This window comes from Pedobacter frigiditerrae, assembly GCF_032678705.1.
Taxonomy (GTDB): Bacteria; Bacteroidota; Bacteroidia; order Sphingobacteriales; family Sphingobacteriaceae; genus Pedobacter; species Pedobacter frigiditerrae_A.
In genome coordinates this window covers 509,299-534,425 of sequence record NZ_JAVTSS010000002.1, presented here as the reverse complement: position 1 = coordinate 534,425, position 25,127 = coordinate 509,299, and the positions used below count along the sequence as shown (strand labels likewise).

General features: G+C 35.2%; 25 protein-coding genes. 9 read left to right on the top strand and 16 right to left on the bottom strand.

Annotated features, from left to right (window positions below):
- Window positions 1-69: 69 nt before the first annotated feature.
- From R2Q59_RS12955 to R2Q59_RS12940, 4 genes are read left to right on the top strand one after another with little or no spacing between them, the layout of a single operon-like run.
- Window positions 70-897: an ABC transporter ATP-binding protein gene (locus R2Q59_RS12955; RefSeq protein WP_316785785.1), complete on the top strand. Its 828-nt coding sequence runs from the start codon at window positions 70-72 to the stop codon at window positions 895-897.
- Window positions 898-910: 13 nt separating this feature from the next.
- The gene (locus tag R2Q59_RS12950) at window positions 911-1,738 is read left to right on the top strand and encodes a hypothetical protein (protein WP_316785784.1); all 828 of its coding nucleotides are present in this window, start codon (window positions 911-913) and stop codon (window positions 1,736-1,738) included.
- A 17-nt stretch (window positions 1,739-1,755) separates the two neighbouring features.
- On the top strand, window positions 1,756-2,130 hold the full coding sequence (locus R2Q59_RS12945; RefSeq protein WP_316769606.1) for a GntR family transcriptional regulator: 375 nt from the start codon (window positions 1,756-1,758) through the stop codon (window positions 2,128-2,130).
- Between the two features lie 4 nt (window positions 2,131-2,134).
- The gene (locus R2Q59_RS12940; protein WP_316785783.1) at window positions 2,135-2,989 is read left to right on the top strand and encodes a hypothetical protein; all 855 of its coding nucleotides are present in this window, start codon (window positions 2,135-2,137) and stop codon (window positions 2,987-2,989) included.
- Window positions 2,990-3,080: 91 nt separating this feature from the next.
- On the opposite strand, the gene hutH is transcribed toward R2Q59_RS12940, so the two are convergent.
- Complete coding sequence (gene hutH / locus R2Q59_RS12935; RefSeq protein WP_316785782.1) at window positions 3,081-4,568, bottom strand: histidine ammonia-lyase; 1,488 nt, start codon at window positions 4,566-4,568, stop codon at window positions 3,081-3,083.
- A 94-nt stretch (window positions 4,569-4,662) separates the two neighbouring features.
- Between hutH and R2Q59_RS12930 the strand changes: the two genes are divergently transcribed.
- Window positions 4,663-5,646, top strand: coding sequence for an alpha/beta hydrolase (locus tag R2Q59_RS12930; protein ID WP_316785781.1), 984 nt, complete (start codon window positions 4,663-4,665; stop codon window positions 5,644-5,646).
- Between the two features lie 116 nt (window positions 5,647-5,762).
- Here the strand turns inward: R2Q59_RS12930 and R2Q59_RS12925 are convergent, their stop codons facing one another.
- Complete coding sequence (locus R2Q59_RS12925) at window positions 5,763-6,776, bottom strand: Gfo/Idh/MocA family oxidoreductase (RefSeq protein ID WP_316785780.1); 1,014 nt, start codon at window positions 6,774-6,776, stop codon at window positions 5,763-5,765.
- 66 nt (window positions 6,777-6,842) lie between these two features.
- Between R2Q59_RS12925 and R2Q59_RS12920 the strand changes: the two genes are divergently transcribed.
- Complete coding sequence (locus R2Q59_RS12920) at window positions 6,843-7,187, top strand: hypothetical protein (RefSeq protein WP_316769596.1); 345 nt, start codon at window positions 6,843-6,845, stop codon at window positions 7,185-7,187.
- Between the two features lie 236 nt (window positions 7,188-7,423).
- On the opposite strand, the gene R2Q59_RS12915 is transcribed toward R2Q59_RS12920, so the two are convergent.
- The 9 genes from R2Q59_RS12915 to R2Q59_RS12875 all read right to left on the bottom strand — a co-directional run bounded on the left by R2Q59_RS12915 (window position 7,424) and on the right by R2Q59_RS12875 (window position 17,183).
- Window positions 7,424-8,104 (bottom strand): OmpA family protein, encoded by a 681-nt coding sequence (locus R2Q59_RS12915; protein ID WP_316769594.1) that lies wholly within the window; start codon window positions 8,102-8,104, stop codon window positions 7,424-7,426.
- Between the two features lie 240 nt (window positions 8,105-8,344).
- Entirely contained in the window at window positions 8,345-9,040 is a 696-nt protein-coding gene (locus R2Q59_RS12910; protein WP_316769593.1) for an ABC transporter ATP-binding protein, read from the bottom strand.
- A 3-nt stretch (window positions 9,041-9,043) separates the two neighbouring features.
- Entirely contained in the window at window positions 9,044-10,516 is a 1,473-nt protein-coding gene (locus tag R2Q59_RS12905) for a DUF5687 family protein (RefSeq protein ID WP_316769590.1), read from the bottom strand.
- Between the two features lie 4 nt (window positions 10,517-10,520).
- On the bottom strand, window positions 10,521-10,925 hold the full coding sequence (locus tag R2Q59_RS12900; protein ID WP_316769588.1) for a PIN domain-containing protein: 405 nt from the start codon (window positions 10,923-10,925) through the stop codon (window positions 10,521-10,523).
- Window positions 10,912-11,133, bottom strand: coding sequence for a hypothetical protein (locus R2Q59_RS12895; protein ID WP_316769586.1), 222 nt, complete (start codon window positions 11,131-11,133; stop codon window positions 10,912-10,914). The genes R2Q59_RS12900 and R2Q59_RS12895 overlap by 14 nt, the downstream gene beginning before the upstream one ends.
- Window positions 11,134-11,174: 41 nt before the next feature.
- Window positions 11,175-12,455 carry a replication-associated recombination protein A gene (locus R2Q59_RS12890; RefSeq protein WP_316769584.1) on the bottom strand — a complete coding sequence of 427 codons (1,281 nt, stop codon included), beginning with the start codon at window positions 12,453-12,455 and terminating at the stop codon, window positions 11,175-11,177.
- 172 nt (window positions 12,456-12,627) lie between these two features.
- Entirely contained in the window at window positions 12,628-13,848 is a 1,221-nt protein-coding gene (locus tag R2Q59_RS12885) for a DEAD/DEAH box helicase (protein ID WP_316785779.1), read from the bottom strand.
- A 580-nt stretch (window positions 13,849-14,428) separates the two neighbouring features.
- Complete coding sequence (locus tag R2Q59_RS12880) at window positions 14,429-15,163, bottom strand: DUF4197 domain-containing protein (RefSeq protein ID WP_316787303.1); 735 nt, start codon at window positions 15,161-15,163, stop codon at window positions 14,429-14,431.
- Window positions 15,164-15,203: 40 nt separating this feature from the next.
- Window positions 15,204-17,183 carry a vWA domain-containing protein gene (locus R2Q59_RS12875; RefSeq protein ID WP_316785778.1) on the bottom strand — a complete coding sequence of 660 codons (1,980 nt, stop codon included), beginning with the start codon at window positions 17,181-17,183 and terminating at the stop codon, window positions 15,204-15,206.
- Window positions 17,184-17,283: 100 nt separating this feature from the next.
- Between R2Q59_RS12875 and R2Q59_RS12870 the strand changes: the two genes are divergently transcribed.
- The 3 genes from R2Q59_RS12870 (at window position 17,284) to R2Q59_RS12860 (ending at window position 19,673) form a co-directional block, all read left to right on the top strand.
- Window positions 17,284-17,862, top strand: a complete 579-nt coding sequence (locus R2Q59_RS12870) for a sigma-70 family RNA polymerase sigma factor (protein WP_316769571.1) — start codon at window positions 17,284-17,286, stop codon at window positions 17,860-17,862.
- Entirely contained in the window at window positions 17,852-19,102 is a 1,251-nt protein-coding gene (locus R2Q59_RS12865) for a carboxypeptidase-like regulatory domain-containing protein (RefSeq protein ID WP_316785777.1), read from the top strand. The genes R2Q59_RS12870 and R2Q59_RS12865 overlap by 11 nt, the downstream gene beginning before the upstream one ends.
- A gap of 136 nt (window positions 19,103-19,238) precedes the next feature.
- A complete protein-coding gene (locus tag R2Q59_RS12860) occupies window positions 19,239-19,673 on the top strand; it encodes an FMN-binding negative transcriptional regulator (protein ID WP_316785776.1) in 435 nt (144 codons plus the stop codon).
- Between the two features lie 231 nt (window positions 19,674-19,904).
- Here the strand turns inward: R2Q59_RS12860 and R2Q59_RS12855 are convergent, their stop codons facing one another.
- The 5 genes from R2Q59_RS12855 to R2Q59_RS12835 all read right to left on the bottom strand — a co-directional run bounded on the left by R2Q59_RS12855 (window position 19,905) and on the right by R2Q59_RS12835 (window position 25,108).
- Complete coding sequence (locus tag R2Q59_RS12855; RefSeq protein ID WP_316769565.1) at window positions 19,905-21,206, bottom strand: inorganic phosphate transporter; 1,302 nt, start codon at window positions 21,204-21,206, stop codon at window positions 19,905-19,907.
- 2 nt (window positions 21,207-21,208) lie between these two features.
- Window positions 21,209-21,850, bottom strand: a complete 642-nt coding sequence (locus R2Q59_RS12850; protein WP_316769563.1) for a DUF47 domain-containing protein — start codon at window positions 21,848-21,850, stop codon at window positions 21,209-21,211.
- Window positions 21,851-21,928: 78 nt separating this feature from the next.
- On the bottom strand, window positions 21,929-22,954 hold the full coding sequence (locus R2Q59_RS12845; protein ID WP_316769561.1) for a sensor histidine kinase: 1,026 nt from the start codon (window positions 22,952-22,954) through the stop codon (window positions 21,929-21,931).
- A 136-nt stretch (window positions 22,955-23,090) separates the two neighbouring features.
- Complete coding sequence (locus R2Q59_RS12840; protein WP_316785775.1) at window positions 23,091-23,852, bottom strand: TIGR03915 family putative DNA repair protein; 762 nt, start codon at window positions 23,850-23,852, stop codon at window positions 23,091-23,093.
- A complete protein-coding gene (locus R2Q59_RS12835; RefSeq protein WP_316769557.1) occupies window positions 23,849-25,108 on the bottom strand; it encodes a putative DNA modification/repair radical SAM protein in 1,260 nt (419 codons plus the stop codon). Before R2Q59_RS12835 ends, R2Q59_RS12840 begins: the two co-directional genes overlap by 4 nt.
- Window positions 25,109-25,127: the final 19 nt, after the last annotated feature.

Below are 25,127 nucleotides of genomic sequence, written 5' to 3'. Positions count from 1 at the left end.
TCACAAATAATTTGGTGGTTTCAAAAATAGCACATACTTTAGTGTATTATTTAACTAATACAGTAGAGAATGATTAAAATTAACAACCTAAATTTTGGTTACAGCAAACATCAACTGTTATTCAAAAACTTGAGCATGCAATTAAGCAATGGTCATATATATGGATTGCTTGGCAAGAACGGTGCTGGTAAATCAACCTTATTAAAAAACCTAGCAGGATTAGTTTACGCTGAAAGCGGAAGCATGGACGTGTTGGGTTTTAATCCTGCAAAGCGTCAACCTGCTTTATTAGAGCAAATCTGTTTTATACCAGAGGAGTTTTATTTGCCATCGGTTAAAATAGATGCTTATGTAAAAGCAAATGCAGCTTTTTATCCAAACTTCGACCATCCTTATTTTACTGCTTTGTTAGCCGAGTTTGACATTCCAGTAGGACAGAAATTAATTAATATGTCTTATGGTCAGAAGAAAAAGGTAATCATCGCCTTTGGCTTAGCCACAAATGCCAAATTAATTATAATGGATGAACCTACAAACGGTTTAGACATTCCTTCTAAGGCTCAGTTTCGTAAAATTATGGCATCCGCTTTAACAGAAGATAAATGCATCATTATCTCTACACACCAAGTAAGAGATTTAGATAATTTAATTGATACGGTAATCATGTTAGATGAAAATAGTGTTGCATTAAAAGCATCGGTAGAAGAGATTACCGACAAATTGGTGTTTAAGCGTGTAAAAGAAATAGATGATAAAGTAATTTATGCTGAGCCTTCTTTGGCAGGTTTCAATGCTGTAATGCCAAACTTTCATCAAGAAGACAGTAAGCTCGACCTAGAGTTGCTATTCAATGCGGTGTTGGCAGAGAAAAATAAATTAAAACCAATTTTTAACTAAATCTTAAACAGACATGAACAACACATTTAACATACAACGTTTTGGTCTTTTGTTGAAGAGACAATGGCTAGAATTTGGCAAAATTTATTTAATCAGCTTAGTGGTTGCCTTAGGTGTAATAGTAGCATTTTATGGCTTTGCATTATGGAAAGACTTTACGTATGCAGACTCATTTTCTCCAAATGACTTGAATTTTAGAGAGCCTCTATTTTTGATTTTTGGCTTCATATTCATCAGTATTATTGCAAGTAGTTATTTTGCGCACTTAGGTCAAAAACCAAAGGCGATTATTGATTTATTGATACCAGCCTCGACTTTTGAGAAATTTTTAACTGGACTTTTCTTCACCTCGATTTTATCAATTTTAAGTTTTATTTTCTTGTTTTACATTACAGATTTAGCGTTTGTATCAAAACTAAGAGGGATGTACACTAGTGTAGAGCAAATTACACCTTATGTTCATAACGGTAAGGAAGTAACAAGTGTCGATAACATAGCTTACTTGTTCAGCAAATATAGCGGTCACGAGAAATTTCTTCCATTGTATTTCTTCCCATTTTTTGTAACCAGCGTTTTCTTACTGGGTTCAATCTTCTTTAACAAATTCCACTATATCAAAACAGCAATTTGTGTAATGATTTTCTCAGGAATCTGGACAGCAATCGTTATTAAATCGGGCGAGTGGTTGTTCGATGGAAAAATCATAATTGACCAAGAAAATAGAAACATGAACCATATGTCGCAGAACACTGCTGAATGGTTAGGTGTACTATTAATTGTAGCACTTACTGCAATATTTTGGAGCATCACTTATGTGCGCCTTAAAGAAAAAGAGGTTTAATTTTAAACGGTATAGATATGGAATTTAGAGATAATAAGGCAATATACCTTCAGATAGCCGCTTACGTTTGCGAGCATATTTTGCTTGGCAAATGGAAAGTAGACGAAAAAGTTTCTTCGGTTAGAGAAATGGCAGTAGAGCTAGAGGTAAACCCAAATACAGTAATGCGTACTTACGAATTATTGCAGAATAAAAATATAATTAGCAACAAAAGAGGAATCGGGTTTTTCGTGGCCGAAGATGCCTTGAAAAATGTTAAAGACTACCTAAAAACACAATTTATTGAAGAAGAACTTCCTGTAGTTTTTAGAAATGTTTACCTGTTAAACATCGGGTTTGATGAATTAGAAACTCGCTACAACGCTTTTGTTAAAGAAACTTTTAATCCTTAAAGAGATGAAACTAAGTAATAAATTATTAATCGCTTTTGCAGCTTCACTTATTTTAATCCCTGTTTTAGGGATGGTGATTGTATCTGCAACAATGTACAAAACTGGAACTTATAAAGATGTAGCTTACAAAATTGAAAGTTTTAGCACACCTACTAAAAACATGGAAAGCTTAGCTGTTTCATCTGCATTTGAATCTGTTAAGATTGACGCTAAAGGAATGGAGTTAAATGTTCAGTTTGTTAAAGACGAAAAGTTTGGTGTTAAAATCCAAAATGATTTAAAAGGTATAGTCACTGCAACCGTTGATGCAACCGGCCAGTTACAAATCGGAATTAAAGATAAACCAAAATCGGAAGAAAATAGACACAGATATTATGTAAACATTTATGTTTATTCTCCAACTATAAAAAGTTTAAATGTGTCAAATGCAATGGGCTTAAACATAAGTGCTGCTACCGATACCTTAACGTTAGATATTAAAAATTCAACTGGTATTTCACTTGGTTCCGAAACACATATAAAACTACTGAACATAAAAGCAGAAAATGTATCGGCAGTTAATTTCAGAAATGATGATGTTAAATCAATTAACTTAGAATTAATTAATTCAAACTTAACAAGTGAAACGAATTCATTTGAGAATGTTTCAATTATTACTAGTGGAAAGTGTGAAATCGAGTTTTATGGAGACCGTGATGTTCAGAACAAATACACCATTAACAATTTGAACTTAATTACAAATGGCATAGCCGATGTAAAATTAGAAAATATTAAGGTTGCTAATTGTTCAGGTAAACTATCGGATGAAACACAGGTTCAGATGCCTGCTATTAATTTGAATCAGATGTATAAGAAGTAATAGTAGACTCGTCATTGCGAGTGAAGCGAAGCAATCTTTCTTGCTAGATAGATTGCTTCGTCCTGAAAGGACTCGCAATGACGTAGTTACTTTATACTTTCCTACTTCTCATAAACTCAATACTCACTTTAATATCAGTCGATAAAATTCTATCAGCCTCATTAAAGGAAACAACTTTACGATAATCACTCACTAATTTTTCAATTTTAACCGATGATTTTTCTGGTAATCTTAATTCTAGTGCTTGGCTTGCTGTTAGGAGTTCTATAGCCAAAATCCTTTCTAAATTATCGCAAACGCGAAGACATTTTGTGGCTGCATTTGCACCCATGCTAACGTGGTCTTCTTGGCCATTGCTACTCACAATGCTGTCTACAGAAGCAGGTGTACATAATTGTTTATTTTCACTCGCAATTGAAGCCGCGGTATATTGGCTAATCATTAATCCAGAATTTAATCCAGCATTTTTAACCAAGAAAGGTGGTAATCCTCTCGTTCCTGAAATCAATTGGAAAATTCTTCGCTCTGAAATAGAACCTAATTCGGCCAATGCCAAACACAAAAAATCTAAGGTTAAAGCTAATGGCTGTCCGTGGAAATTACCAGCCGAAATAATCAAATCCTCATCAGGAAAAACATTCGGATTATCAGTCACCGAATTCATCTCTGTTTCAAATACAGATTTAATGTAATTGATGCTATCCTTACTTGCTCCATGTACTTGTGGCACGCAACGGAAAGAATAAGGGTCTTGAGTTTGTTTTCCTTTTCTGGCAATTAACTCACTTCCTTCTAGCCAATTGTTAATAATAGCAGCAGTGGCAATTTGTCCTTGATGAGGCCTAATGATATGACTTAATGTTAAGAATGGGTCAATTCTACAGTCAAAAGCATCAATAGAAATGGCGGCAATTGCATCAGCCCAAGCAGAAAATTTCTGAGCTTTTAATAAACAGAAAGTTCCATAAGCACTCATGAACTGTGTTCCATTTATCAAGGCTAAGCCTTCTTTGCTTTGTAGCGTTAAACTTTGCCACCCTAAGTTTTGATAAAGCTGTTTAGTGGTAATTTTATTGCCTTGATAATAAACTTCTCCTTCGCCAATTAAAGGTAATGCCAAATGAGCAAGTGGAGCTAAATCGCCAGATGCACCTAGAGAACCTTGCGTATAAATTATAGGTAAAACATCGTGGTTATAAAAATCTACTAACCTTTGTACAGTTGTTAAGGCAATAGCCGAGTGACCGTAACTTAGCGATTGTATCTTTAACAAAAGCATTAATTTCACTACCTCATTTGGTACTTCTTGCCCTGTTCCGCAAGCGTGAGATAACAATAAGTTATGCTGAAGTTGAGTTAGGTTTTCAGCCTCAATTTTTACGTTTTGTAGGTAGCCAAATCCAGTATTGATACCGTAAATCGGGTCTTCGTTATTGCTTAATTTATCATCTAAGTATTTTCTGCATTTTTCAATGCGTTCTATTGCTTGAGTAGATAATTTTATAGTCGAATTTTCTTCAATTATTTGCTCAATAGTGGTCAATGATAATTGGCCAGAACCGATTTCGTAAACTTTCATGTATTTCTATTTGGTGGCGCAAAAGTATAAATAATGGTTTAAATTTAACACAATCAAGAATAATCATTGTTTTGTTTTATCAACGTTTTAAAATATGAAGCCACTTTTTTTAGCCATAGCCCTTTTGTTTTTTGGTGTTTTTGTTAAAGCTCAAAAACAAGATACTTTATCCATCACTTTAGAAAGTGTAAAATATGCTTATCCAATCAAGTATTTCAACATTCAAGCCGAAGGTCAAGATTTAAAAATGGCTTACATGGATGTTGCACCAACTGCAACCGCAAATGGAAGAACCGTTATCTTATTTCATGGTAAAAACTTTGGTGGGTATTATTGGACAAACGTAATCAAGACCTTAGCTGCAGGAGGTTTCAGGGTTATTGTACCCGACCAAATTGGCTTTGGTAAATCTTCAAAAGCTTTTATACATTACAGTTTCCATCAAATGGCAAAATGGAATCAACAACTGTTGGATACTTTGGGCGTTCAAAAAGTAGCAGTTATGGGGCATTCGATGGGAGGAATGTTAGCTACTCGTTTTGCATTACTTTTTCCAGAAAAAACAGAGAAGTTATTATTAGAAAATCCCATCGGATTGGAAGATTACAAAACATTTCTGCCTTACACCAATACAGCGCAACAATATAAAACAGAGTTGAAAGCAACTGCAGAAAGCATCAAGAAATATTATCAGAATTCTTATTTCACAAAGTGGAAACCGGAATACGATGAGTTAGTTCGTGTTGCTGCTGGACCAACTTTTAGTGCCGATTTTCCTCGATATGCGAAAGTTGCCGCAATGACTTTTACCATGATTGTTGAACAGCCTGTAGTTTATGAATTTGCCAATTTAAAAGTGCCAACCATTTTGTTTATTGGTAAGGAAGATAAAACAATTGTTGGTAAAGCTTTATTGAGCCCTGAACTACATGCTAAACACGGCCAGTATAAAATTTTAGGCAAGGAAACAGCCGCAAAGATTCCGAACGCAAAACTGATAGAATTTGAAAACTGTGGACATATTCCTCATCTAGAAGTACCAAATGAATTTTTAGCAGCGCTGATGAAGAATATGTAGTTAATAGTTAATGGCCCATAGTTGATTGCTATGGGCAATATGCAATCAACATAACTGGTTGTTGGTCGAGATTTGTAATCTCGTCTTTAGTTCCTGCGGATTTTTAATCCGCAAATTCAGCTTTGCAAAATCTGCAATTGTGTTAAAATATCTTCCTCAGTAATTGGATAAGGTTTATCGTTAACAATATTTTGATACACTGCTTCAAAAATCGCAGGATAATTTCCCTTTTCTGATGCTATAAATTCTGTCGTTCTTCCGCCGTCTTCAGTTACCAAAGTTAGTTTTCCCGCATCGGCTGGATTTTCTATTCCATAACCTTCTTCAGTTGGTTTCATTCCTTTTAGCAATTGCGCTTCCTGAACATCAGCATGGTTTTTACTAAACGAACCCATCATTCCATTTACCACAAATGCCGATTGAATATCTGCTACCAACATACTCGCTGTAAGAAACACGTTCAGTTCATTCGGATAAGTCAATTGAATAGCAAAATAATCATCCACCTTTGTGTTAACACGATTTTTGCTCAGTATTTTATTGAACTTTTCTGGCTTGCCAAATAATGCAATAGCTTGGTCTAATAAATGTGGACCTAAATCATATTGCAAGCCAGTAGCTTCTACTAGTTCTTCTTTAAAAGCTTTCGGGCTTATCTCATTTCTATATCTGTCATACCGAAAATAAACTTCCACCAACTTGCCTAATTTGCCACTTTCAATTACTTTTTTTACTGCATTAAAGCCGCTATCAAATCTTCTGTTTTGATAAACCAAAGCTTTTTTACCTACGCTTTTAGCTAAGGCGAATAATTCTTTTGCTTGGTCTGTTGTAGCTGTAAATGGTTTTTCTACCAAGATATGCTTGCCTGCTTTTAAAGCTTGTTTGGCATATTCATAGTGTGTATTGTTTGGGGTATTGATAATTACTAGATCAATAGAATCATCATTAATTAATTCATCAACACTGTTATAACTTATAATTTCTGGATAATCATCTTGAGCTATCTTACGATTTCGTTCTACAATACCCTTTAAATTAAAACCTGAATGCGTACTTACAAATGGAGCGTGAAATACTTTGCCAGACATGCCATAAGCCAATAGGCCAGTGTTGATTTTATTGTTCATAACACAAAGCTAAAAATTTGACTTATATGTGCATTAAACTGTTTGTCATAAAAGTATATTTGTACCATGAAGCCAGCAGAAATACACGCTAAATGGAAAGAGTTACAGACTAAAATTTCTGAAGAATTTGATTCTGATACACCAGATTTGAAAGTGATTCTGTTTCTAATCGGCGTTCAAGAGCTAGGCAAAGGTCCAGGTAAATACAGCAAAAGGCAAAAGGAAGAGCTAATGCATATTGCAACTTGCCGCTTGTTAAGTGAAATGGGCTTTTACGAATTGGAAGGATTGGACCAAGATGGGTGGCCACATTGGAAGTTGGTAAAACCAGTTCCATCTTATGCCTTAATGGAGCAAGAGTTATTGCTTAAAGGATTGGCAATAGCTTATTTCGAGGATATTTATTCTTAAACTTGTTAGTCACCCTGAGCGTAGTCGAAGGGTTTATTTTTCGATTAATAATTGGGCGTTTTAATCCCGAATGTTCGGGATCCGCTGTATCTTTTTGGCTGTCCTTCGACTACGCTCAGGATGACAGCTAAAAAGGATGTCGCTTCCATCATTAACGCTACATTTAAAATTAAAAAACCCTGAAGCAAATTAATGCGACAGGGCTTTTAAGTTTATATAGGTAAATATAAATTTTATTATTTGCCTTGAGCGGCAGCTTCTTTTTTCAATTGGTCGTTTGCAACGATTACAATCTCAACTCTACGATTTGCTGCTCTACCAGCATCAGTAGCATTATCGCCAATTGGCTCTGCAAAACCTTTACCAACAGTAATTAAACGTGAAGATGGAACTCCTTGAGAAACTGCATAAGCTTTAACAGCAGCAGCTCTTTTTTGAGAAAGTGTCATGTTATATTCTTCTGTACCACGGCTATCAGTATGTCCGATAACTTTAATATCAGTACCTGGATATTGATTTAATGAAGTAGCTAAAGATTGAATGTTAGTTTTAGCAGCATCTTTTAAGGCAAACTTATCGAAGTCGAATAAAATACCACTGTCAAATTTAACGATGATACCTTCGCCTTCACGGATTACCTCTGCATTTGGAATTGCATTTTGAATCTCAGCAGCTTGTTTATCCATTCTTTTGCCAATGAAACCACCAGCAGTACCACCAACAGCAGCACCAATAATTGCACCTACTGCAGTATTACCTGCTTTTTTACCAATTATACCACCAATTACACCACCAGCAGCAGCACCAATACCAGCACCTTTTTGAGTGTTTGTTAAGCTATCACAACCTTGAAACGTCATTGCTCCTACTGAAAGGGCAATACCTAATGTTGCTATTTTGAATTTTGAAGTCATCATTTTATTACAATTTAATTTAGTAATAAGCGTTATTCAAACCTAGTGCCAAGAAGGAGGCGAAATAGTTAATTGCTCTAGAAAAGCTTGTTTTTTACTGTTTTACAATGTTTTAAATAGCTGATTAATATTAATGACGTTTCAATAAATCAAAAAAAATGGCCAATCTAACACCTCAAATTGGGTATCCGATTGACCATAATTCTATACAATATCTATATCTCCTTCTTTTCTGGAAAGAGGTTACTCCGCAAAATAAGCTTCTAATTCCTTCAACGTGTTTTCATCCGTATGGATATCTTTAATGATTAACCCTTTTTCTAAAAGGATAATTCTATCGCAAACATCAGTTACATGATTTAAATCGTGACTAGATATTAAAGTAGTTAAACGATGTGTAGCCTTTAATGACTTAATCAAAGTTTTCAATCTAATTTGTGTTGTTGGGTCTAAATTTGCAAACGGCTCATCCAACACCAAAAGCTCAGGTTTTTGCATTAATGCAGCAGCAATACCAACTTTGTTCTGGTTTCCTTTAGAAAAATCTCTAATGTATTTACCGCGATTTAAAATCTCGCCGTTAAAAAACTCATCGTATTGTTTTAAATAATCAGAAACATCAGCTACGCTTAAATTATGTAAACCGCCAATAAAAATGAAATACTCTTCTGGTGTTAAATAATCTATCAAAAAGCCTTCATCTAAATAAGAAGCCGTATAATCTTTCCAATGGTCATTATTTGCTACATTTTGGTCTTTTGATAAAACTTCACCGCTATCGGGTCTAATTAAATCAAGCAACATTCTAAACATAGTCGTTTTTCCAGCGCCATTATTGCCTACTAAACCAACTGTTTCGCCTGCACGAATGTTCAGGCTTCTAATGTCAACTACAGTGCGACCACCGTATGATTTTTGTAATTGTCTAATCTCTAACATATTTTACTCTCTAAAGCCTTCAGCTATTTTATAACGTTGTTTTTCAAATCTTTTCACTAATAAGTTTATCCAGAAATTACGCATCAATAAGGTAATTAATCCAAAAATTGCAATGGCTGCTAAACCCCAATAAGGCTTGTTTAATATCCCGAAAGGTAAATAGATAAATACTGGAATTAAAATAAATGGTAAGCCTAAAATCCACTGCGTGGCGCCAACTCCTTGCCAATTAAAACTCGCACTCTTGGTAATGTCTAGTCTTTTATAGTTCATTGTAGCAAAATAGAGCACAATTACTGTGGCAAAGCCGATGTTATATAGATAGGCTGCTAAGTGCATCAATAAAAGTTTATAACTCATAAAGCCATAAAAGCTTGCCAACACGGTAATGATGGTACAACTAATGGTAAACAATAGAAATTTAGCTTTGATAAAATTCTTAAAATCAATCTTGTTAACCAACAGGCCATCAAAATGGGTACTTTGCCAAGCAAACATAAACTGTCCGTAAGAAATGATGGTAATGCCTGTCATAAATAGTGCAGCGAAAAGCATCTTACCAAACTCATTGTTCGCAATCATCGGTGCTTTGTAAAAGATAAAGCCATAAGCGAGAAAGGCAAATCCCATAAATATGGAACCCCGAGAACGTTTGTGTCGTAAAATCAATTTCAATTCTAATGCCGCTAATTCGCCAACTTTACCAAATTGGTTAAGGAAAGCATAATCTGTACTTACCTTTTTATCATCTTTTGTACTTAATTCTTCTGTATATAAATTAGTGCGTAGATAAGTAGAATTGACATAGAATATTGCTCCTGCCGCCAACGTAAATGCCAGTCCTAAGAATGGGTATTTTACAACGACCATAAAAATAAAGTTTGATGCCGCTCTGATAGAAACTATGTTGTAATAATCTAGGCCAGCAAATACAGCTACAAAACCGATAATTAAACCGAAATAAGCAATATTATTTATTGATTTTCTCTTTAAGTACAGTACCAAATAATTATTAAAAACCGTAAGTGAAAGAATAGATACGATATACATTATTCCTGTTATTGCGCCATAGGTTGTTCCTATTTTAATGATGCTAAAGGGAATAAAAATAAACAATGGCAATAGATTAAAGAATGAGAACAGCGATTTAATGTTCAAGAAATTTACGATCGTCTTTTTACTGATATTTAAATGCAAATACGGAATTACACTAAGAGTGGGCAGTTCTTGCATTTGCGTTCTCATGCCCAAATCAAACAGGAAGTAATACAGAATGAATCCATTAAAAACCAATATTACATCTTTACCAGGAAAGAATTCTTCGATGAGATAAGTCATTCCAAAACCAAGCCCAATAGCTACAGCCAAGAAATAAAGCATAAAAAAACCAAGTAGAATTTGAGCAGCAATACTGCCGGCTTTGTTTCGGCTACGCCAAAAATCTTTCCATTGATGGCTTAAAAAAAGTGATAGCATATATTTATTTAAAAGGATTAATAATGGTTAAGGTCTCATCGATAACAATTCCGTGGTGCATATCTTCGGAATATAAAATTTTAGCATTAGCATATAAAGCTCCAGCTATGATGATGGCATCGAAAAGCTGAAAATCGTATTTTTTGATTAATCTAATTGCATCTTTTATTGTATGCTCATTAATTTCTGCGCAGCTGCAATCATTTATCAAATCAGACCAAAGTAAGGTTATTTGTTGTTTAGAAAAGCCAAATTTTCTTTTGCATACATTTCCTACTTCTACTAAAACTTGAGCATTTAAGGTAGGCTTTGCCGAGAGTAGTTCTTGCACAATTAGGCGTTTTGGCTCATTTGTATCAAAGAGGTAAAGGACGATGTTTGAGTCTATGAAAATATTATTCAAAGTCATTGGCATCACTTCGATTAAATTTGAAATCCGACAAATCTATCTTAGGATATTTAGAATAAATCTGTTGAATACTTTTAGCATTGCTAGTTTTGTTTTCGATTTCGTTTTTTTCAATAATAGCGATAAGCCTAACATTTTCACCAATAAAACTCTCTGGTAAATTAATTGTAATTGACTTTTTTTTCGGAATTATTGTTTTCGTAAACATTGTATTTAATTTATCCTACCTATCAAATTTAATAAAATTTGCTAATAGTTGTATTTGTTTTTCCAATTCTGTTTCAATTTCTCTCTCAATTTTTCTTCTGCCGGATTTTTGCCCGGGTCGTATAATTTTGTTCCGCTTAACTGCTCTGGAAAATATTCCTGTTCAGAGAAATTACCTTCATAACCGTGAGCATATTGGTAATCTTTTCCGTAACCAATGTTCTTCATCAACTTTGTTGGCGCATTGCGAATATGTAATGGGACTGGCAAATTACCAGTTTGTTTCACCAATGCCTGCGCTTTATTTATCGCCTCATAACTTGCGTTACTCTTAGCGCTTGATGCCAAGTAAGTTACGCATTGCGATAAAATTATTCGTGACTCCGGAAAACCAATTACATTTACCGCGGTAAAACAATTATTGGCTAAAAGTAATGCATTTGGATTGGCATTGCCTATATCTTCTGAAGCTAGGATTAATAATCTTCGAGCTATAAACAAAGGGTCTTCACCACCTTCAATCATTCTTGCCAACCAATAGACAGCAGCATTTGGGTCACTACCACGAATAGATTTAATAAAAGCTGAAATGATATCGTAATGCTGTTCGCCAGCTTTGTCGTATAAGGCTAGATTTTGTTGTGCATGGGCGAGGACATTCTCGTTTGTCAGCTCAATTTTATTGCCGCCAATACCATTTACCGCAATTTCTAATACGTTTAATAGTTTACGGGCATCGCCACCAGATAAGCGAATCAAAGCTTCGTGTTCTTTAATTTTTATTTTCTTTTCCTTTAAAACAATGTCTTTTTCAACGGCTGTTTGTAATAAACTAGCCAATTCATCTTCTGTTAAAGCTTGTAAAATATAAACTTGGCATCTAGATAGCAAAGCGGAAATAACCTCGAAACTAGGATTTTCAGTTGTAGCGCCAATCAAAGTCACTAAGCCCCGTTCTACGGCGCCCAATAAACTATCTTGTTGCGATTTACTGAACCGATGAATTTCATCGATAAACAAAATGGGTAAACCTAAAAAACTGTCTTTTAAGGCTGCCGCTTTATCAATTACTTCGCGAATATCCTTAACACCAGAGTTAATGGCACTAAGGTTAAAAAATGGCCTATCTAAATTTTGAGAAATAATCGAGGCTAAAGTAGTTTTGCCAACTCCTGGCGGTCCCCAGAAAATCATTGAGGGTAATTGTCCGCTTTCTATCGCCTTGCGTAAAACTGCATCAGGGCCAACCAAATGCTTTTGACCAACATATTCGTCCAGATTTTGAGGGCGCATCCGTTCTGCTAATGGCGGTAGATTTTGCATAACTAAAGATAGTGATTTAAGGATTAACCGCAAAGAAGCAAACCTGCCTGCCGGACAGGCAGGGGGCACTGAGAAAAAGGAAAGAGTTTTAACATTAAGGAGTTAAGCTTATTTTTCTTAATTCCTTAATGTTGTTTTAAGGTTTGCTTACAATCTAGATATGCAATACTAATTACCCAACACTAGGTTTTGGCTTCTTCTTAAAAAACTTCTTTTTCTTAACGTAAGGTTTTTGCTCTGCACCAGCAGGTTCATCTTTTGGTGCTTCGCCTAAATGTTCCGGCAATTGTATACGCTCAATCTGACGCTCAATTAACTTCTCGATATTGGCCAATTTTCGTTTATCCTTATTGTTTACAAACGTAATTGCAGTTCCTGTTGTTGCAGCTCTTGCCGTTCTTCCAATTCTGTGAATGTAATCTTCAGGGTCTTGAGGAGCATCAAAATTAATAACCAAATCAATTCCAGTCACATCAATTCCTCTACTTAAAACATCGGTTCCAATTAAAACATCAAGCTTGCTATTTTTAAAATCTAGCATGATCGCTTCGCGGTCTTTTTGCTCTAAATCGCTATGAAAAGCGGCAACTTTTTGACCAAGCTTTTTAAAAACCTTACCAAGTTCTTTTACTTTCTCTTTTCGACCAGCGAAAACAATAATGCGTTTATAGGTAGCTGGTTTAAGAATGGAGGTTAACAAAGGTACTTTTTGGTCGTCGTGCACCAAGTAAATTTGCTGATTAATCCCTTCTGCAGGTTTAGAAATGGCAAGACTAATATTTTCAGGCTCTTTTAACAGCGTTGCTGCCAACGATCTAATTTTTGGAGGCATAGTTGCCGAAAACATTACCGTCTGACGTTCCTTAGGCAGGTAGCCAACAATCTTCATGATGTCTTCGTAAAAACCCATGTCCAACATTCTATCAGCTTCATCAAGCACTAAGTATTGCAACTTGTCCATTTTAAGCAAGCCGCTAGAAAGGTGTGCAATTAACCTTCCAGGTGTGGCAATTATAATGTCTACACCTTCACGCATCGAACGTTTTTGTTGTTCATAAGCAATGCCATCGCCACCACCAAAAACCGTTAATGAACTGATATTGGTGAAATAAGAAAGTGCTTCAACCTGTAAATCTATTTGTTGAGCTAATTCTCTCGTAGGTGTTAAAATTAAGGTTGTATTGTGCCTATCGTGATTTTCGGTAAGCATGTTCATAATGGGCAGTAAAAAGGCACCAGTTTTCCCAGTTCCAGTTTGTGCACAAGCAATTAAGTCTTTTTTAGCTAAAATTAGCGGAATGGCTTGTTGTTGTATAGGCGTTGCGTTCTTGAAACCCATTGCCAGTAAACCCTCTAAAAGTTCGGGGTTAAAATTAAAATCTTTAAAATCCAATTTATTGTGTTGTAAAATGCTGTGTAAATTACCTTAAATTACGGCTAATTGCAAATTAGGGGTTTAAGCTGTTGTTTTGAAGTAATTTTTTTTGAAAATCAGGGTTCGGTTCTTTTGGCAAGTTCAACCCCGCTCTCACTTCAATCTTTTTTGTGCTGTCACACTGAGCGGAGTCGAAGTGCTCAGCATAACAAAAAAGTATTTCCGTTAAATCGGGTTTATTATTGAGAGCGAGAGGTTTTTGGAAATTTTTACCTTCGATCGTTAGAAAGCCTCATTCTGTCAAAGCATGGTTAATACCTCTGTCTGTTCAATCCCGCTTCTTCAGGAGAGGGAAACATAGGAACTGCGTTTTCATAGTAGCTTTAATAGGGTGAGGTTCTTAAAACAATAAAGCCCCGAATAATATCGAAGCTTTATCTTTTAACTAGGTTAATTTATGGTGTGCCTGCCCTTCACGGATCGCCCGTTCACAGGACTTTTTTATCAAATTGTGGTTCCTTATTTTTGATAGAACAAGCTAGCAATTCTTTAGTTTTAATTAGATAAAATTTTATCCACAAATCCACATTTATGTTAGTTATTTCTTAGTGTCAGCATAACCGAATACCTTTTGTAATAATCCAGTAGTACGAGCACTAATGTTATCTCTAATTTTAAGTTCTTCTTGTGCTACTTGAATAAACATTCCGTCAATGGCTTTTTGAGCCACATAAGAAGCTAAATCAGTATTTACAGGTTTAACTAAAGGTATTTTATTGTAGGCCGTTGCTGCATCTCCCCAATATCTGGTTGCACCAACTTTGCTTAAACTGGTTGTAATTACCGGTCTAAATTTTTCCATCAGCTGTGCTGTAGTTACACGTTTAAAATATTCTGTAGCAGAATTTTTATTGCCTAATAAAATATTTGTCGCATCGGCAATGGTCATTTGTTTAATGGCAGAAACAAAAATCGGCTTTGCTTCTTTAGCAGCATCTTCTGCGGCACGATTAATACTTAAAATTACATTGTCAGCAAGAGAATTTAAACCTACACTTCGTAGGGTTTTCTCTACTTTTTGTGCCTCTGTTGGAAATAATATCTTAACGGCCAAATTTCCAAAAAAGCCATCTTTTGCAGAAAGTCTATCAGCGCCTGCTGTAGTCCCAAACTCTAAAGCTTGTTTTAAGCCTGAGCTTATCTCTAAAGTTGTTGGTGTGCCGCCAGTAGGAATTTGCTTTAATATGCCGCCAATTGCATTCTGACTTTGAACATCGCAGCTACTTAAGCCAAGGATAACTAATGCGATAAGGTATAAACTGATTTTTTTCATCATTTCCATTTTACATTTTTAAACGGAAAGAAATTAAACTTTATCGTTTATTTTCTTCAATACCGTTACTATTTGCAATAGTAAGCAAATCCTTTGCCATTAATTGTGTTGATTTTGCCAATCTTAAAAATTCTGAACGATAGCCATCTTTATCTTTACCTAAAGAACCTTCAGCTAACTGTATAACCTGTTCAAAATTACTTTGTTGCTTATAATCAGATTGGCGCAAAAGCATTCCGAATTCAGCCACCGCTGCAGAAAAGTTGAAGTTGCTACTCACGGATGACTTATCTTTTGTTGTATTATCAATAACGGTTTCTTGGATTAGCTTACTTGTACTTTCATCAGGTTCTTTATATCGTAATTTGATGGTTAACATCTCGTCACTTGCATTTTCTACTGCATTTTTCTTGGTTTTTTGATATTTCAAAGGATCAACCGACCCAATAAATTCACTTTGTATACCTACAGGAATAATTTCATAAAGTGCAGTAACCGTATGTCCAGAGCCAATTTCGCCAGCATCTTTTTTGTCATCATTAAAATCTTCGCTGTTTAACATTCTATTTTCATAACCGATCAAACGATAAGCCTGAACTTTAGTAGGATTAAATTCTAATTGAAACTTTACATCTTTTGCAACTGTAAAAAGAGTGCCTCCAAATTCATTAACCAGTACTTTTTTGGCTTCGGTAATGTTATCAATATAGGCATAATTTCCATTTCCTTTATCAGCTAGCGTCTCCATTTTGCTGTCTTTGTAATTTCCCATTCCGTATCCCAAAACGGTTAAAAACACCCCTGTTTTACGTTTTTCTTCAATTAATTTTTGCATATCTAAATCACTGCTTTGACCAACGTTAAAATCACCATCGGTTGCTAGAATTATTCTGTTGTTGCCACCTTTTATAAAGTTTTCTGTTGCTATTTTATATGCCAAAGTCAAACCAGCTCCGCCAGCCGTAGAACCACCTGCATTTAATCTGTTTAATGCTTCTTTTATGGCAATTTTATTGTCGCCAGCAGTTGAGGGTAAAGCCAAACCAGAACTTCCGGCATAAACTACAATAGCAACCTTATCTTTCTCCCTTAGTTGGTCGGTTAGTAATTTAAGAGACGAAACTAATAAGGGAAGTTTGTTTGCATCGCTCATTGAGCCAGAAACATCAATTAAAAATACAAGATTGGATGCTGGTAGTTTTTCAGTTGAAACAGTTTTTGCTTGTAAACCAATGTGCAATAGCCTATGCTTAGGGTTCCAAGGTGCTGGAGCAATTTCAGTAACAATATTTACAGGGTCTTTTGCTGTAGGTTGTGCATAATCGTAATCAAAATAATTTACCATTTCTTCAATACGAACTGCATCTTTTGGAGGCAAACCTCCATTATTAATAAAACGGCGAACATTGCTGTAAGCCGCAGCATCTACATCTATAGAAAATGTAGAAAGGGGGGCTTTATTTGCTTTGCGAAAACCGATTTCACTAATGGCGCTATAACTTTCTGTGTTGTTAATGATTTGAGTAGAACTATTACCTCTTATTTTTATTGAAGAATTTGATTTAGCAGATAGCCCTGCAACCTTACCGGTTAATGCGGAAGGTGCATAAAAAGATTTAGCTTGAGTTATTTCCTTTGCTACTATGCTAGTAGAGTGGCTGCTTAGTTCTCTTCTTTTAACTTGTACACCAGCTGCCGTTACAACAACTTGGTCAAGTGTTTTTCTATCGGTAACCATCTCGATTTTATAAGAGTTGTTTTTAGTTAGCTTTATAGTTTGCGCTTGATAACCTAAATAAGAGATAACAATAGCAGTATCTGTAATCGGAATTTTTAAGGAGAATTTACCAGTCACATCCACTACGGTAGCTTTATTACTTGGCAAACTTTTAACATCTGCACCAGTCATTTGCAGTCCATCTGCTTTGTCTGTTACTAAACCTGAAATTATTCTTTGGTTTGCGGCTTTAAATCCTACAAATAAGAAGAACGCTAAAATGATGGTCAATATTTTTTTCATGAGTTTGGGTTTTAACTATTGATGTAAGGTTTATGAGATTTCCATATCCTTATCGGAAAATATTTTTTATACTTGAACAACATTTAGCCGATAACCCAATTTGAAGTTTATAAAGACCACATCTAAGATTAATGAGCAGGACGATTTATCGCTCATAGCCACTTATCAGCAAAGTGGTGATTTAGAAGTGTTGGGTACGCTTTATAATAAGTATATGCACTTGGTTTTTGGGGTTTGCTTTAATTATTTTAAGGATGAAGAGCAAAGCAAGGATGCAGTAATGCAAATTTTTGAAGAGTTGGTAGTGAAATTGAAAGTTCATCAGGTTCAAAACTTTAAAAGTTGGTTACACGTTTTGTCAAGAAACCATTGTTTAATGGCCTTAAGAAAGTCTGCAAAAAATCCGACAGTAGCTATGGAAGATAATTTTGTGGAAAATGGAGATTTTGTGCATCTAGATATTGATGATACAAAAGAAACCCAGTTAACGGTGATGGAAAAGTGCATGGAAACGCTGCCAGAAGAGCAAAGGAAAAGTGTAGATTTGTTCTACTTACAGGAAAAATGTTATAAGGAAGTGGCGGATATTACCGGATACGATATGCTTAAAGTAAAGAGTTATATCCAAAACGGGAAAAGGAATTTGAAAATTTGTATCGAGAAAAACAGTGAGCTATAACGAGTGGTTAGATATAGATGTATTGGAAGATTACCTTGATGGTAAGCTTGATGCCAAAACTATGCATAAGGTGGAACGTATTTCACTCGAAGACCCTTTTGTGGCCGAAGCTTTAGCTGGATTAAGCCAATCTCCAAAACGTTCGCAATCTTTATCGTTATTACAAAAACAACTACAAGAAAGAGTTGCTCAAAAACCAATTGAGAAAAAACGTTGGACACTTACTTCACATAGACTAAGTATTGCTGCTGCGGCTGCTGTTCTTTTCATATCGGTTAGTGTTTTATTCTGGATGAAGGAAAATAACCGCAGACAATTTGAAGCTCAACAAGCTAAAAAGGTTGATGTAGATATTGCTGCACAAGTTGCTGAAACAAAAACTGTAAAACCTACTCCTCCTGTACCACCATCACCAAAAGTAGAGCTAGAAATAGATAAAGCACTCGCAAATTCGAAAGCTAACAGCATTGCAAAAATAAATGAGAAAGAGCCATTGGTGCAAGAGCCAGAACCAACAGTTATTACTGCACCGGCTAAACCAGTTGTTTCTGCAGCAAGAGTTCCTGTGGCTACTCAATCTGCCGTGGTAAATGAGGAAATAAAGATAAACGAAGCATTAGCTAAAAAGAAAGAAGTTAAGGCTTTAAATGAAGTTTTAGTAAGTAAGGCAGCGGGTATAAAGTTTAACCCAAATATTAATGGTAAAGTTGTTTCAAAATACGACGGAATGCCAATTCAAGGTGCTGATGTAATATTAGCGGGTGGTGATGTGAGTACAATTACGAATAATAAAGGTGAGTTCCATTTAAGAGCAGATACTACACAGAATCAACAATTAGCTATTGGTTATCCTGGCTTTGCGTCTCAAGTAGTAAAAGTAAACGGTAACCAATCTTTTAAGGTAGAGCTTGAAGCTAACAAAAACGCTCAAAATGAGAACGTAGTTGTTGGTTATGGAACATACAAAAATACAAGCCCAATACCTTTTGAAGGTTGGTCGAGTTTTTCGAAGTATTTAGCTGAAAATAATAAGTTGCTTAAAAACGGGACCACCGCTACGGGTAAATTAGTGAAATTGACTTTTAAGGTCCAGAAAAATGGACGGCCAAGTAGCATTAAAATACTTCAAGGTTTAACCAAAGCCGAAAATGATGAAGCTATTCGTTTAATTCAAGATGGCCCTAAATGGACTTTACCTTCAACCTCAACTAATACTGTAGAGCTTAGCATTAAGTTTTAATTTATTTTTTTGCAACTATCATCCATAGCGCCTGCCTACGGTAGGCAGGTAGTCGAAGGATTTGTTTTAATAATTAAATAGTCTTCGACTCCCGAAGAAGTCGGGACAGGTTCGCTAAGACTGACAATCCTCATTTATGTATAAAAATTCTCAATTTGAAGAAAAAGATGCCGATAAAGTTTTGGCATTTATGAAAGCTCATTCTTTTATAACTTTAATTGGCTACGACGGAGAATTTCCCGTTGCAACGCAAATACCTGTTCATGTTTATCAAGATGAAAATGGCATTCGTTTGGTAGGGCATATCATGAAGAAAACGGACCATCATCTAGCTTATGCTAAAAATGAAAATGTAATGGCGCTTTTTACTGGAGCGCACAGTTATGTGAGTGCTTCGGTTTATGAAAATCCAGCAGTTGCCTCTACTTGGAATTACAGCTCCGTACAATGCAAGGGCAAAATAAAATTGATGAATGAGGAGGAAACTAGAATGGTCATTAAACATTTAACGGATAGTTTCGAAGACCCTAAAACTAGCCCTGCAGCATTTCATAAAATGGATGATGCTTAATCGAAAACAATCTAAAAGCAATTGCAGGTTTTGAAATTAAAGTAGAATCCATTCATAATGTATTCAAGTTAAGTCAAAATCATAGCCATCAAAATCGTACAAACATAGTTGAGGACCTATCTAAAAACGATAATCCTGATGCTCAAGAAATTGCTAAACAAATGAAAGAAATGCTATAGGTCAGTTTGCAGTTAACAGTTTTCAGACGGCAGTTTGCAGTTCCTCAAATTCCTACTTAATGAATACGCTTAGTAAGTAATAAATTAAAGCTGCTAATGCTGCTGAAACAGGAATGGTTAATACCCAAGCCCAAATCAGTTTTACTGTAACACCCCATTTTACTGCAGAAACACCTTTTGTTAAACCAGAACCAATAATTGAACCTGTAATGGTATGAGTTGTACTTACAGGAATTTTTAAATGTTCTGTAAAATATAAAGTTAATGCACCAGCAGTTTCAGCGGTTACACCTTCAAATGGCGTTACTTTAGTGATTTTAGAACCCATTGTTTTCACAATTTTCCATCCACCACTTAAGGTTCCAGCGGCAATTGCCCCATAACAAGCTAATGGTATCCACGTAGGCATTTGATAAGGAATTTCTTCGCCGTTTGGCCCTTTTGATGGTAATGAGACATGTAGCCAACTTGGTAATGCATCCATAGATACGCCACTTGTATGTATGTAAACCACAACAGCTGCGGCAATAATTCCCATTACCTTTTGCGAATCATTACCACCATGACCCAAGCTAAATGAGGCTGATGATAATAGCTGCATTTTCCTTAACCAAGCTGTAGATTGAGTTTGATTTAAACTGCTGAAAATTAAACAGAAGAAACTAATTGATAGCACAATAAATGCTACAAGCAACCACTTAATGTTGTGTGGTTCGCACATAACACTAAAAAAGTGAGAATCAAATCTAGGTTTCTTAATCTCTGGGTACCATAACATTTGGCTATAAACATACCATATTGTTAACGCCATTAAGGTAAGCGTAAAAACCTTGGGCCAAATACTCTTTTTGGATGAATGTAAGAGCCAAATGGATATGAAATAGGATATAATTGCTCCAATAAAAGGTGCGATTACAATAAATCCAATAATCACTAAAACGCCAGTAGGCATTTCTCCAGCTTTACCTTCTTTGTACCAATTAACAGCACTTAAACCAGCATGGGCAATTGCTGCACCAGCAAAACCACCAATTAAGGTATGTGAAGAACTAGAAGGAATGCCAAACCACCAAGTAAATAAATTCCAAATAATAGCCGCAATAACGCCAGCCAAAATTACGGTAAGGTTAATTTCCATAGTATTGGCGGTTTTCGCAACCGTATCGGCTACGCCAAAACCAAATACCCAATAAGCTAAAAAGTTAAAAAATGCCGCCCAAACAACTGCTTGAAATGGAGATAAAACTTTGGTTGCTACAATAGTGGCAATGGCATTTGCAGCATCATGAAAACCATTGATGTAGTCAAAAACTAGCGCTAAACCAATAATAACAAAAAGAAGGGTTAAAGTCATATTTAAGCGTTTTTAACCAAAATAGATTCTAATACGTTAGCTGCATCTTCACATTTGTCTGTTGCAATTTCTAAAGTTTGTAAAATCTCTTTTTGTTTAATCAATTCTATTGCATTGGTTTCAAATTCGAATAAACGGGCGATTGCTAAATTACAAACGTAATCAGCTTGATTTTCTGCACTGTTAATTCTAACGCAAGCATCAGCAATAACTCTTATGTTTTTAAAGCTTCTTAATTCTTTAATCGCTTTTTCTAAATCGCCACACATTTCTACTAAAAGCTCTGCCAGTTTAACCATGGCATCGCCTATGTTAGTTACGTTGTATAACTCAATATTTCCTGCAGATGCGTGGATATAATCAGCAATATCATCAATAGCTGCTGCTAAAGAGTGAATATCTTCTCTATCAAAAGGAGTGATGAAGTTTTTGCTAAGTTCAATAAAAATTGTGTGGGTAATGTCATCTCCAACATGTTCCAAACGCTCAACTTCCTTGATGGCTTCTTTTCTTTTTTCTAAATCATTGGTAGTTACTGCAACTAATAATGCTTCAGAGATTTTTACAACATTTGATCCCGCTTGTTCAAAAAGTGGTTGAAATTTTTTGTCTTTTGGAGTAAAGAAGCTAAATATACTATTCATACTAAATTAAATATGGTGCAAAGCTAAAGTTAGTATGTTAAGTTAATGTTAACTCTTTCAACTATTTTAAATTAATGGTTAATTACTTTTTTGTAAGGTAAAGCCAAAAGTGGTCCCAATGTTTGGTGTGCTGCGAACAGAAATAGTTTGTTCATGTGCTTCCAAAATGTGTTTAACAATAGCTAAGCCCAGTCCTGTACCACCTTCTTTTCTAGAACGATGTGAATCTATCCTATAAAAACGTTCAAATAATCTAGTGAGGTGTTTTTCTTCAATCCCAATTCCATCATCTGTAACCTCGATTAAAAATTGGTCATGTAATTCAAAAATCTTAATCGCAGTAGATCCATTCTCGTTGCCATATTTAATAGAATTTTGCAACAGGTTAATTAATATCTGTCTTATCTTCTCTCTATCTGCATAAACCATGGTTGGTCCTGTGTACTTATCTTTAAAGAAAAGCTTTATTTTATGTATTTGTGCTGTATCATCAAGGCTATCCATCACTTCCTTCGCCAAAACAACAAAGTCGAACTTTTCAAAATTGATGGGCATTTCTCCAGTTTCTAGTTTAGATATAGCATCTAAATCGTTAATGAGGTAACTCAATCTTTCAATATTTTTTTCAGCTTTTTTTAAGAATTTCATTGCCATTTCGGGGTCGTCAAGCAAGCAGTCTTGTAAAGTTTCTACATAACCTTGTATGGCAAATAATGGGGTTTTAAATTCGTGAGATACGTTTGAAAGAAACTCTCTTCTAAATTGCTCTTGTTTTTTAAGTAGATCTATTTCTTTCTTTTTTGCGCCAGCCCATTCTTTCACTTCAGCTTCTACATCATTTATAGGGTCAGAACTTACGTATTCTCCTAAAGCTTCCTTTAAATCTTTACCTAGTTTTAGATTGTGAATCAGTTTATATATAAGTTTTATTTTGGTGTAGATATATTTCTCAAAAAGATAATAGAAAACCAAAAAGCTGGTTACAAACGAAATACCGAAAGAAACAGCCAAATAATAAAGATCATGCTGGAAATAGAAATTAACTAATCCAATAGAAAGTGCCACAGCTAAGGCTGTAATTAAAACAAGTACGCTAAGCTTCATGAAGCTAATTTACGGTTTTAAGGTTAAATAATTGTTAAGAAGGGGGGAATAGAGAATGGGGAATAGTAAATAGAATTATACAAGACAAACACTCAATCAAGATTTGTCTATTTCCCATTTCCTATTTACTAAAAAGCTAGCCTATTTGCTTCTCAGTTAAATATTTCCAATACCTTTTCGGCACATGCCTGATGTGAAGTTTTGTATTTTTCCGCGAAACGATATTGGTGCTTTTAAAATAGTCTTTCCATAAGTGAGCATATAATTCTTCTTTTTCATTTAGCTGATGAGGGGCTGGCTGTTTTAAAGCTTGAGTATTAATGTCCATCGTAATCTCTTCAACTATGTTTAAATCGTAGAACAAGCCATAATGCCGTTTTAAATCATAAATAATCCATTTTTGGTCTGCATAACGATTTTTAAAATGATTGAGAATTAATGGCAATACATTAAAATCTGGGTCAATTCCACAATAATAAATACCCTCAGTGGTATGCTGAAATCTGATGAAAGCTTCCATTCTATGTTTTTCTCTTTCTACACTTCTGGCAGCTTTTGACAATGTCAAAACGTGTTCATTTCCATAGTTTTTTTCAGCACCTGCTGGATTTTGGAAAATATAAATAGTGAAGAGAAAAAGAGAATTAAAAATTTCTGGAATTTCTGATAAGTAAGCACAGTAAAATTTACGCATCCATTCCTTACTTAATTTTTTTTGCAAGCCCAGCCAAACTCTATCAGCTTTTGCCCTGTCGTTTTGTATAGCAAGTGATTCAGTAAAAGCATCTGGCTGATAAATTTTTTCTAATGATAAAGTTACCTGTCCAGGTTTACGCTCGAACCATTCAAAAACGGCAGTTAACAATCCTTCTAAACTTCCATCAAATACATATATCATTTAAAAAGTATCAGTTGGTTTGTGGCTGTTTTTAAATATTTGCTTTGGCTTTCTGCTAAAATGAACGCTTTGATTTGAGTGGCTTGGAAATCTTTCATCTGAAAAGGAGTGTCAGCACATTTAATAAAATGTTTAGCTCTACTATAAGCCACTCCAATATTTTTCAATTGATAAATGTGTAATTTTCCAAATTGCCTAGCTTGAACAATTTTTTGTGCAGAGGTAACACCAATACCAGGAATTCTTAAAATCATTCGATAGGGAGCTGTGTTAATATCAACAGGAAAATGTTGCAAATTTCTTAAAGCCCAGCTTAATTTTGGGTCAATATCAATATCTAAATGCGGATTGGCATCATTTAAAATCTCTTGAACCTTGAATCCATAAAAACGCATTAACCAATCTGTTTGATAAAGTCTATTTTCTCGTAAAAGGGGTGGTTGAGTGCCTAAAACAGGCATTCGAGTATCGTTACTAATTGGAATATAACCAGAATAGTAAACCCTACGCAAGGCGAAGTTTTTATAAAAAGCATCAGCAGTGTACATAATTTCTTTATCAGTTTCTGGTGTGGCACCAACTACCATTTGTGTGCTTTGACCAGCCGGAACAAATTTTGGGACACTTTTAATTAATTTTTTCTCCTCCTTAAATTGTACAATCTGATTTTGAACAAAACCCAGTGGTTTAATCACATCCTTATGACTTTTATCAGGAGCGAGCAACTTCAATCCAGTTTCTGTTGGCATTTCTAAATTAATGCTCATTCTGTCGGCATACAAACCTGCTTCATGAATTAATTCGTCACTTGCACCAGGAATTGTTTTTAAATGAATGTAGCCGTTGTAGTTTTGCTCCAAGCGAAGCTTTTTCACAACCCTTAAAAGCCTTTCCATTGTATAATCTGCATTTTTAAAAATGCCAGAGCTTAAAAATAAACCTTCTATGAAATTTCTTCGATAGAAATTCATTGTCAGCTCAACCACTTCATCAACCGTAAAAGCTGCTCGTTGTATGTCGTTACTTTTTCTCGAAACGCAATAAGCACAGTCAAAGATGCAGTGATTTGTAAGTAAGATTTTTAGAAGTGAAACGCACCTTCCATCTTCCGTATAAGTGTGGCAAATACCCGAATGGTGTCCGTTGCCTACGCCTTTATTAGTATTTTTTCTATCACTTCCACTTGAGGAACAAGAAACATCATATTTGGCCGCATCAGCAAGGATACTTAACTTTTCTCTTAATCTCTCCGACATCTTAATCTAATTTGCTATC

Coding starts and splice junctions, on each gene's coding strand:
- R2Q59_RS12955 (WP_316785785.1), top strand. CDS start 70: ATGATTAAAATTAACAACCTAAATTTTGGTTACAGCAAACATCAACTG.
- R2Q59_RS12950 (WP_316785784.1), top strand. CDS start 911: ATGAACAACACATTTAACATACAACGTTTTGGTCTTTTGTTGAAGAGA.
- R2Q59_RS12945 (WP_316769606.1), top strand. CDS start 1,756: ATGGAATTTAGAGATAATAAGGCAATATACCTTCAGATAGCCGCTTAC.
- R2Q59_RS12940 (WP_316785783.1), top strand. CDS start 2,135: ATGAAACTAAGTAATAAATTATTAATCGCTTTTGCAGCTTCACTTATT.
- hutH (WP_316785782.1), bottom strand. CDS start 4,568: ATGAAAGTTTACGAAATCGGTTCTGGCCAATTATCATTGACCACTATT.
- R2Q59_RS12930 (WP_316785781.1), top strand. CDS start 4,663: ATGAAGCCACTTTTTTTAGCCATAGCCCTTTTGTTTTTTGGTGTTTTT.
- R2Q59_RS12925 (WP_316785780.1), bottom strand. CDS start 6,776: ATGAACAATAAAATCAACACTGGCCTATTGGCTTATGGCATGTCTGGC.
- R2Q59_RS12920 (WP_316769596.1), top strand. CDS start 6,843: ATGAAGCCAGCAGAAATACACGCTAAATGGAAAGAGTTACAGACTAAA.
- R2Q59_RS12915 (WP_316769594.1), bottom strand. CDS start 8,104: ATGATGACTTCAAAATTCAAAATAGCAACATTAGGTATTGCCCTTTCA.
- R2Q59_RS12910 (WP_316769593.1), bottom strand. CDS start 9,040: ATGTTAGAGATTAGACAATTACAAAAATCATACGGTGGTCGCACTGTA.
- R2Q59_RS12905 (WP_316769590.1), bottom strand. CDS start 10,516: ATGCTATCACTTTTTTTAAGCCATCAATGGAAAGATTTTTGGCGTAGC.
- R2Q59_RS12900 (WP_316769588.1), bottom strand. CDS start 10,925: ATGACTTTGAATAATATTTTCATAGACTCAAACATCGTCCTTTACCTC.
- R2Q59_RS12895 (WP_316769586.1), bottom strand. CDS start 11,133: ATGTTTACGAAAACAATAATTCCGAAAAAAAAGTCAATTACAATTAAT.
- R2Q59_RS12890 (WP_316769584.1), bottom strand. CDS start 12,455: ATGCAAAATCTACCGCCATTAGCAGAACGGATGCGCCCTCAAAATCTG.
- R2Q59_RS12880 (WP_316787303.1), bottom strand. CDS start 15,163: ATGAAAAAAATCAGTTTATACCTTATCGCATTAGTTATCCTTGGCTTA.
- R2Q59_RS12875 (WP_316785778.1), bottom strand. CDS start 17,183: ATGAAAAAAATATTGACCATCATTTTAGCGTTCTTCTTATTTGTAGGA.
- R2Q59_RS12860 (WP_316785776.1), top strand. CDS start 19,239: ATGTATAAAAATTCTCAATTTGAAGAAAAAGATGCCGATAAAGTTTTG.
- R2Q59_RS12855 (WP_316769565.1), bottom strand. CDS start 21,206: ATGACTTTAACCCTTCTTTTTGTTATTATTGGTTTAGCGCTAGTTTTT.
- R2Q59_RS12850 (WP_316769563.1), bottom strand. CDS start 21,850: ATGAATAGTATATTTAGCTTCTTTACTCCAAAAGACAAAAAATTTCAA.
- R2Q59_RS12845 (WP_316769561.1), bottom strand. CDS start 22,954: ATGAAGCTTAGCGTACTTGTTTTAATTACAGCCTTAGCTGTGGCACTT.
- R2Q59_RS12840 (WP_316785775.1), bottom strand. CDS start 23,852: ATGATATATGTATTTGATGGAAGTTTAGAAGGATTGTTAACTGCCGTT.
- R2Q59_RS12835 (WP_316769557.1), bottom strand. CDS start 25,108: ATGTCGGAGAGATTAAGAGAAAAGTTAAGTATCCTTGCTGATGCGGCC.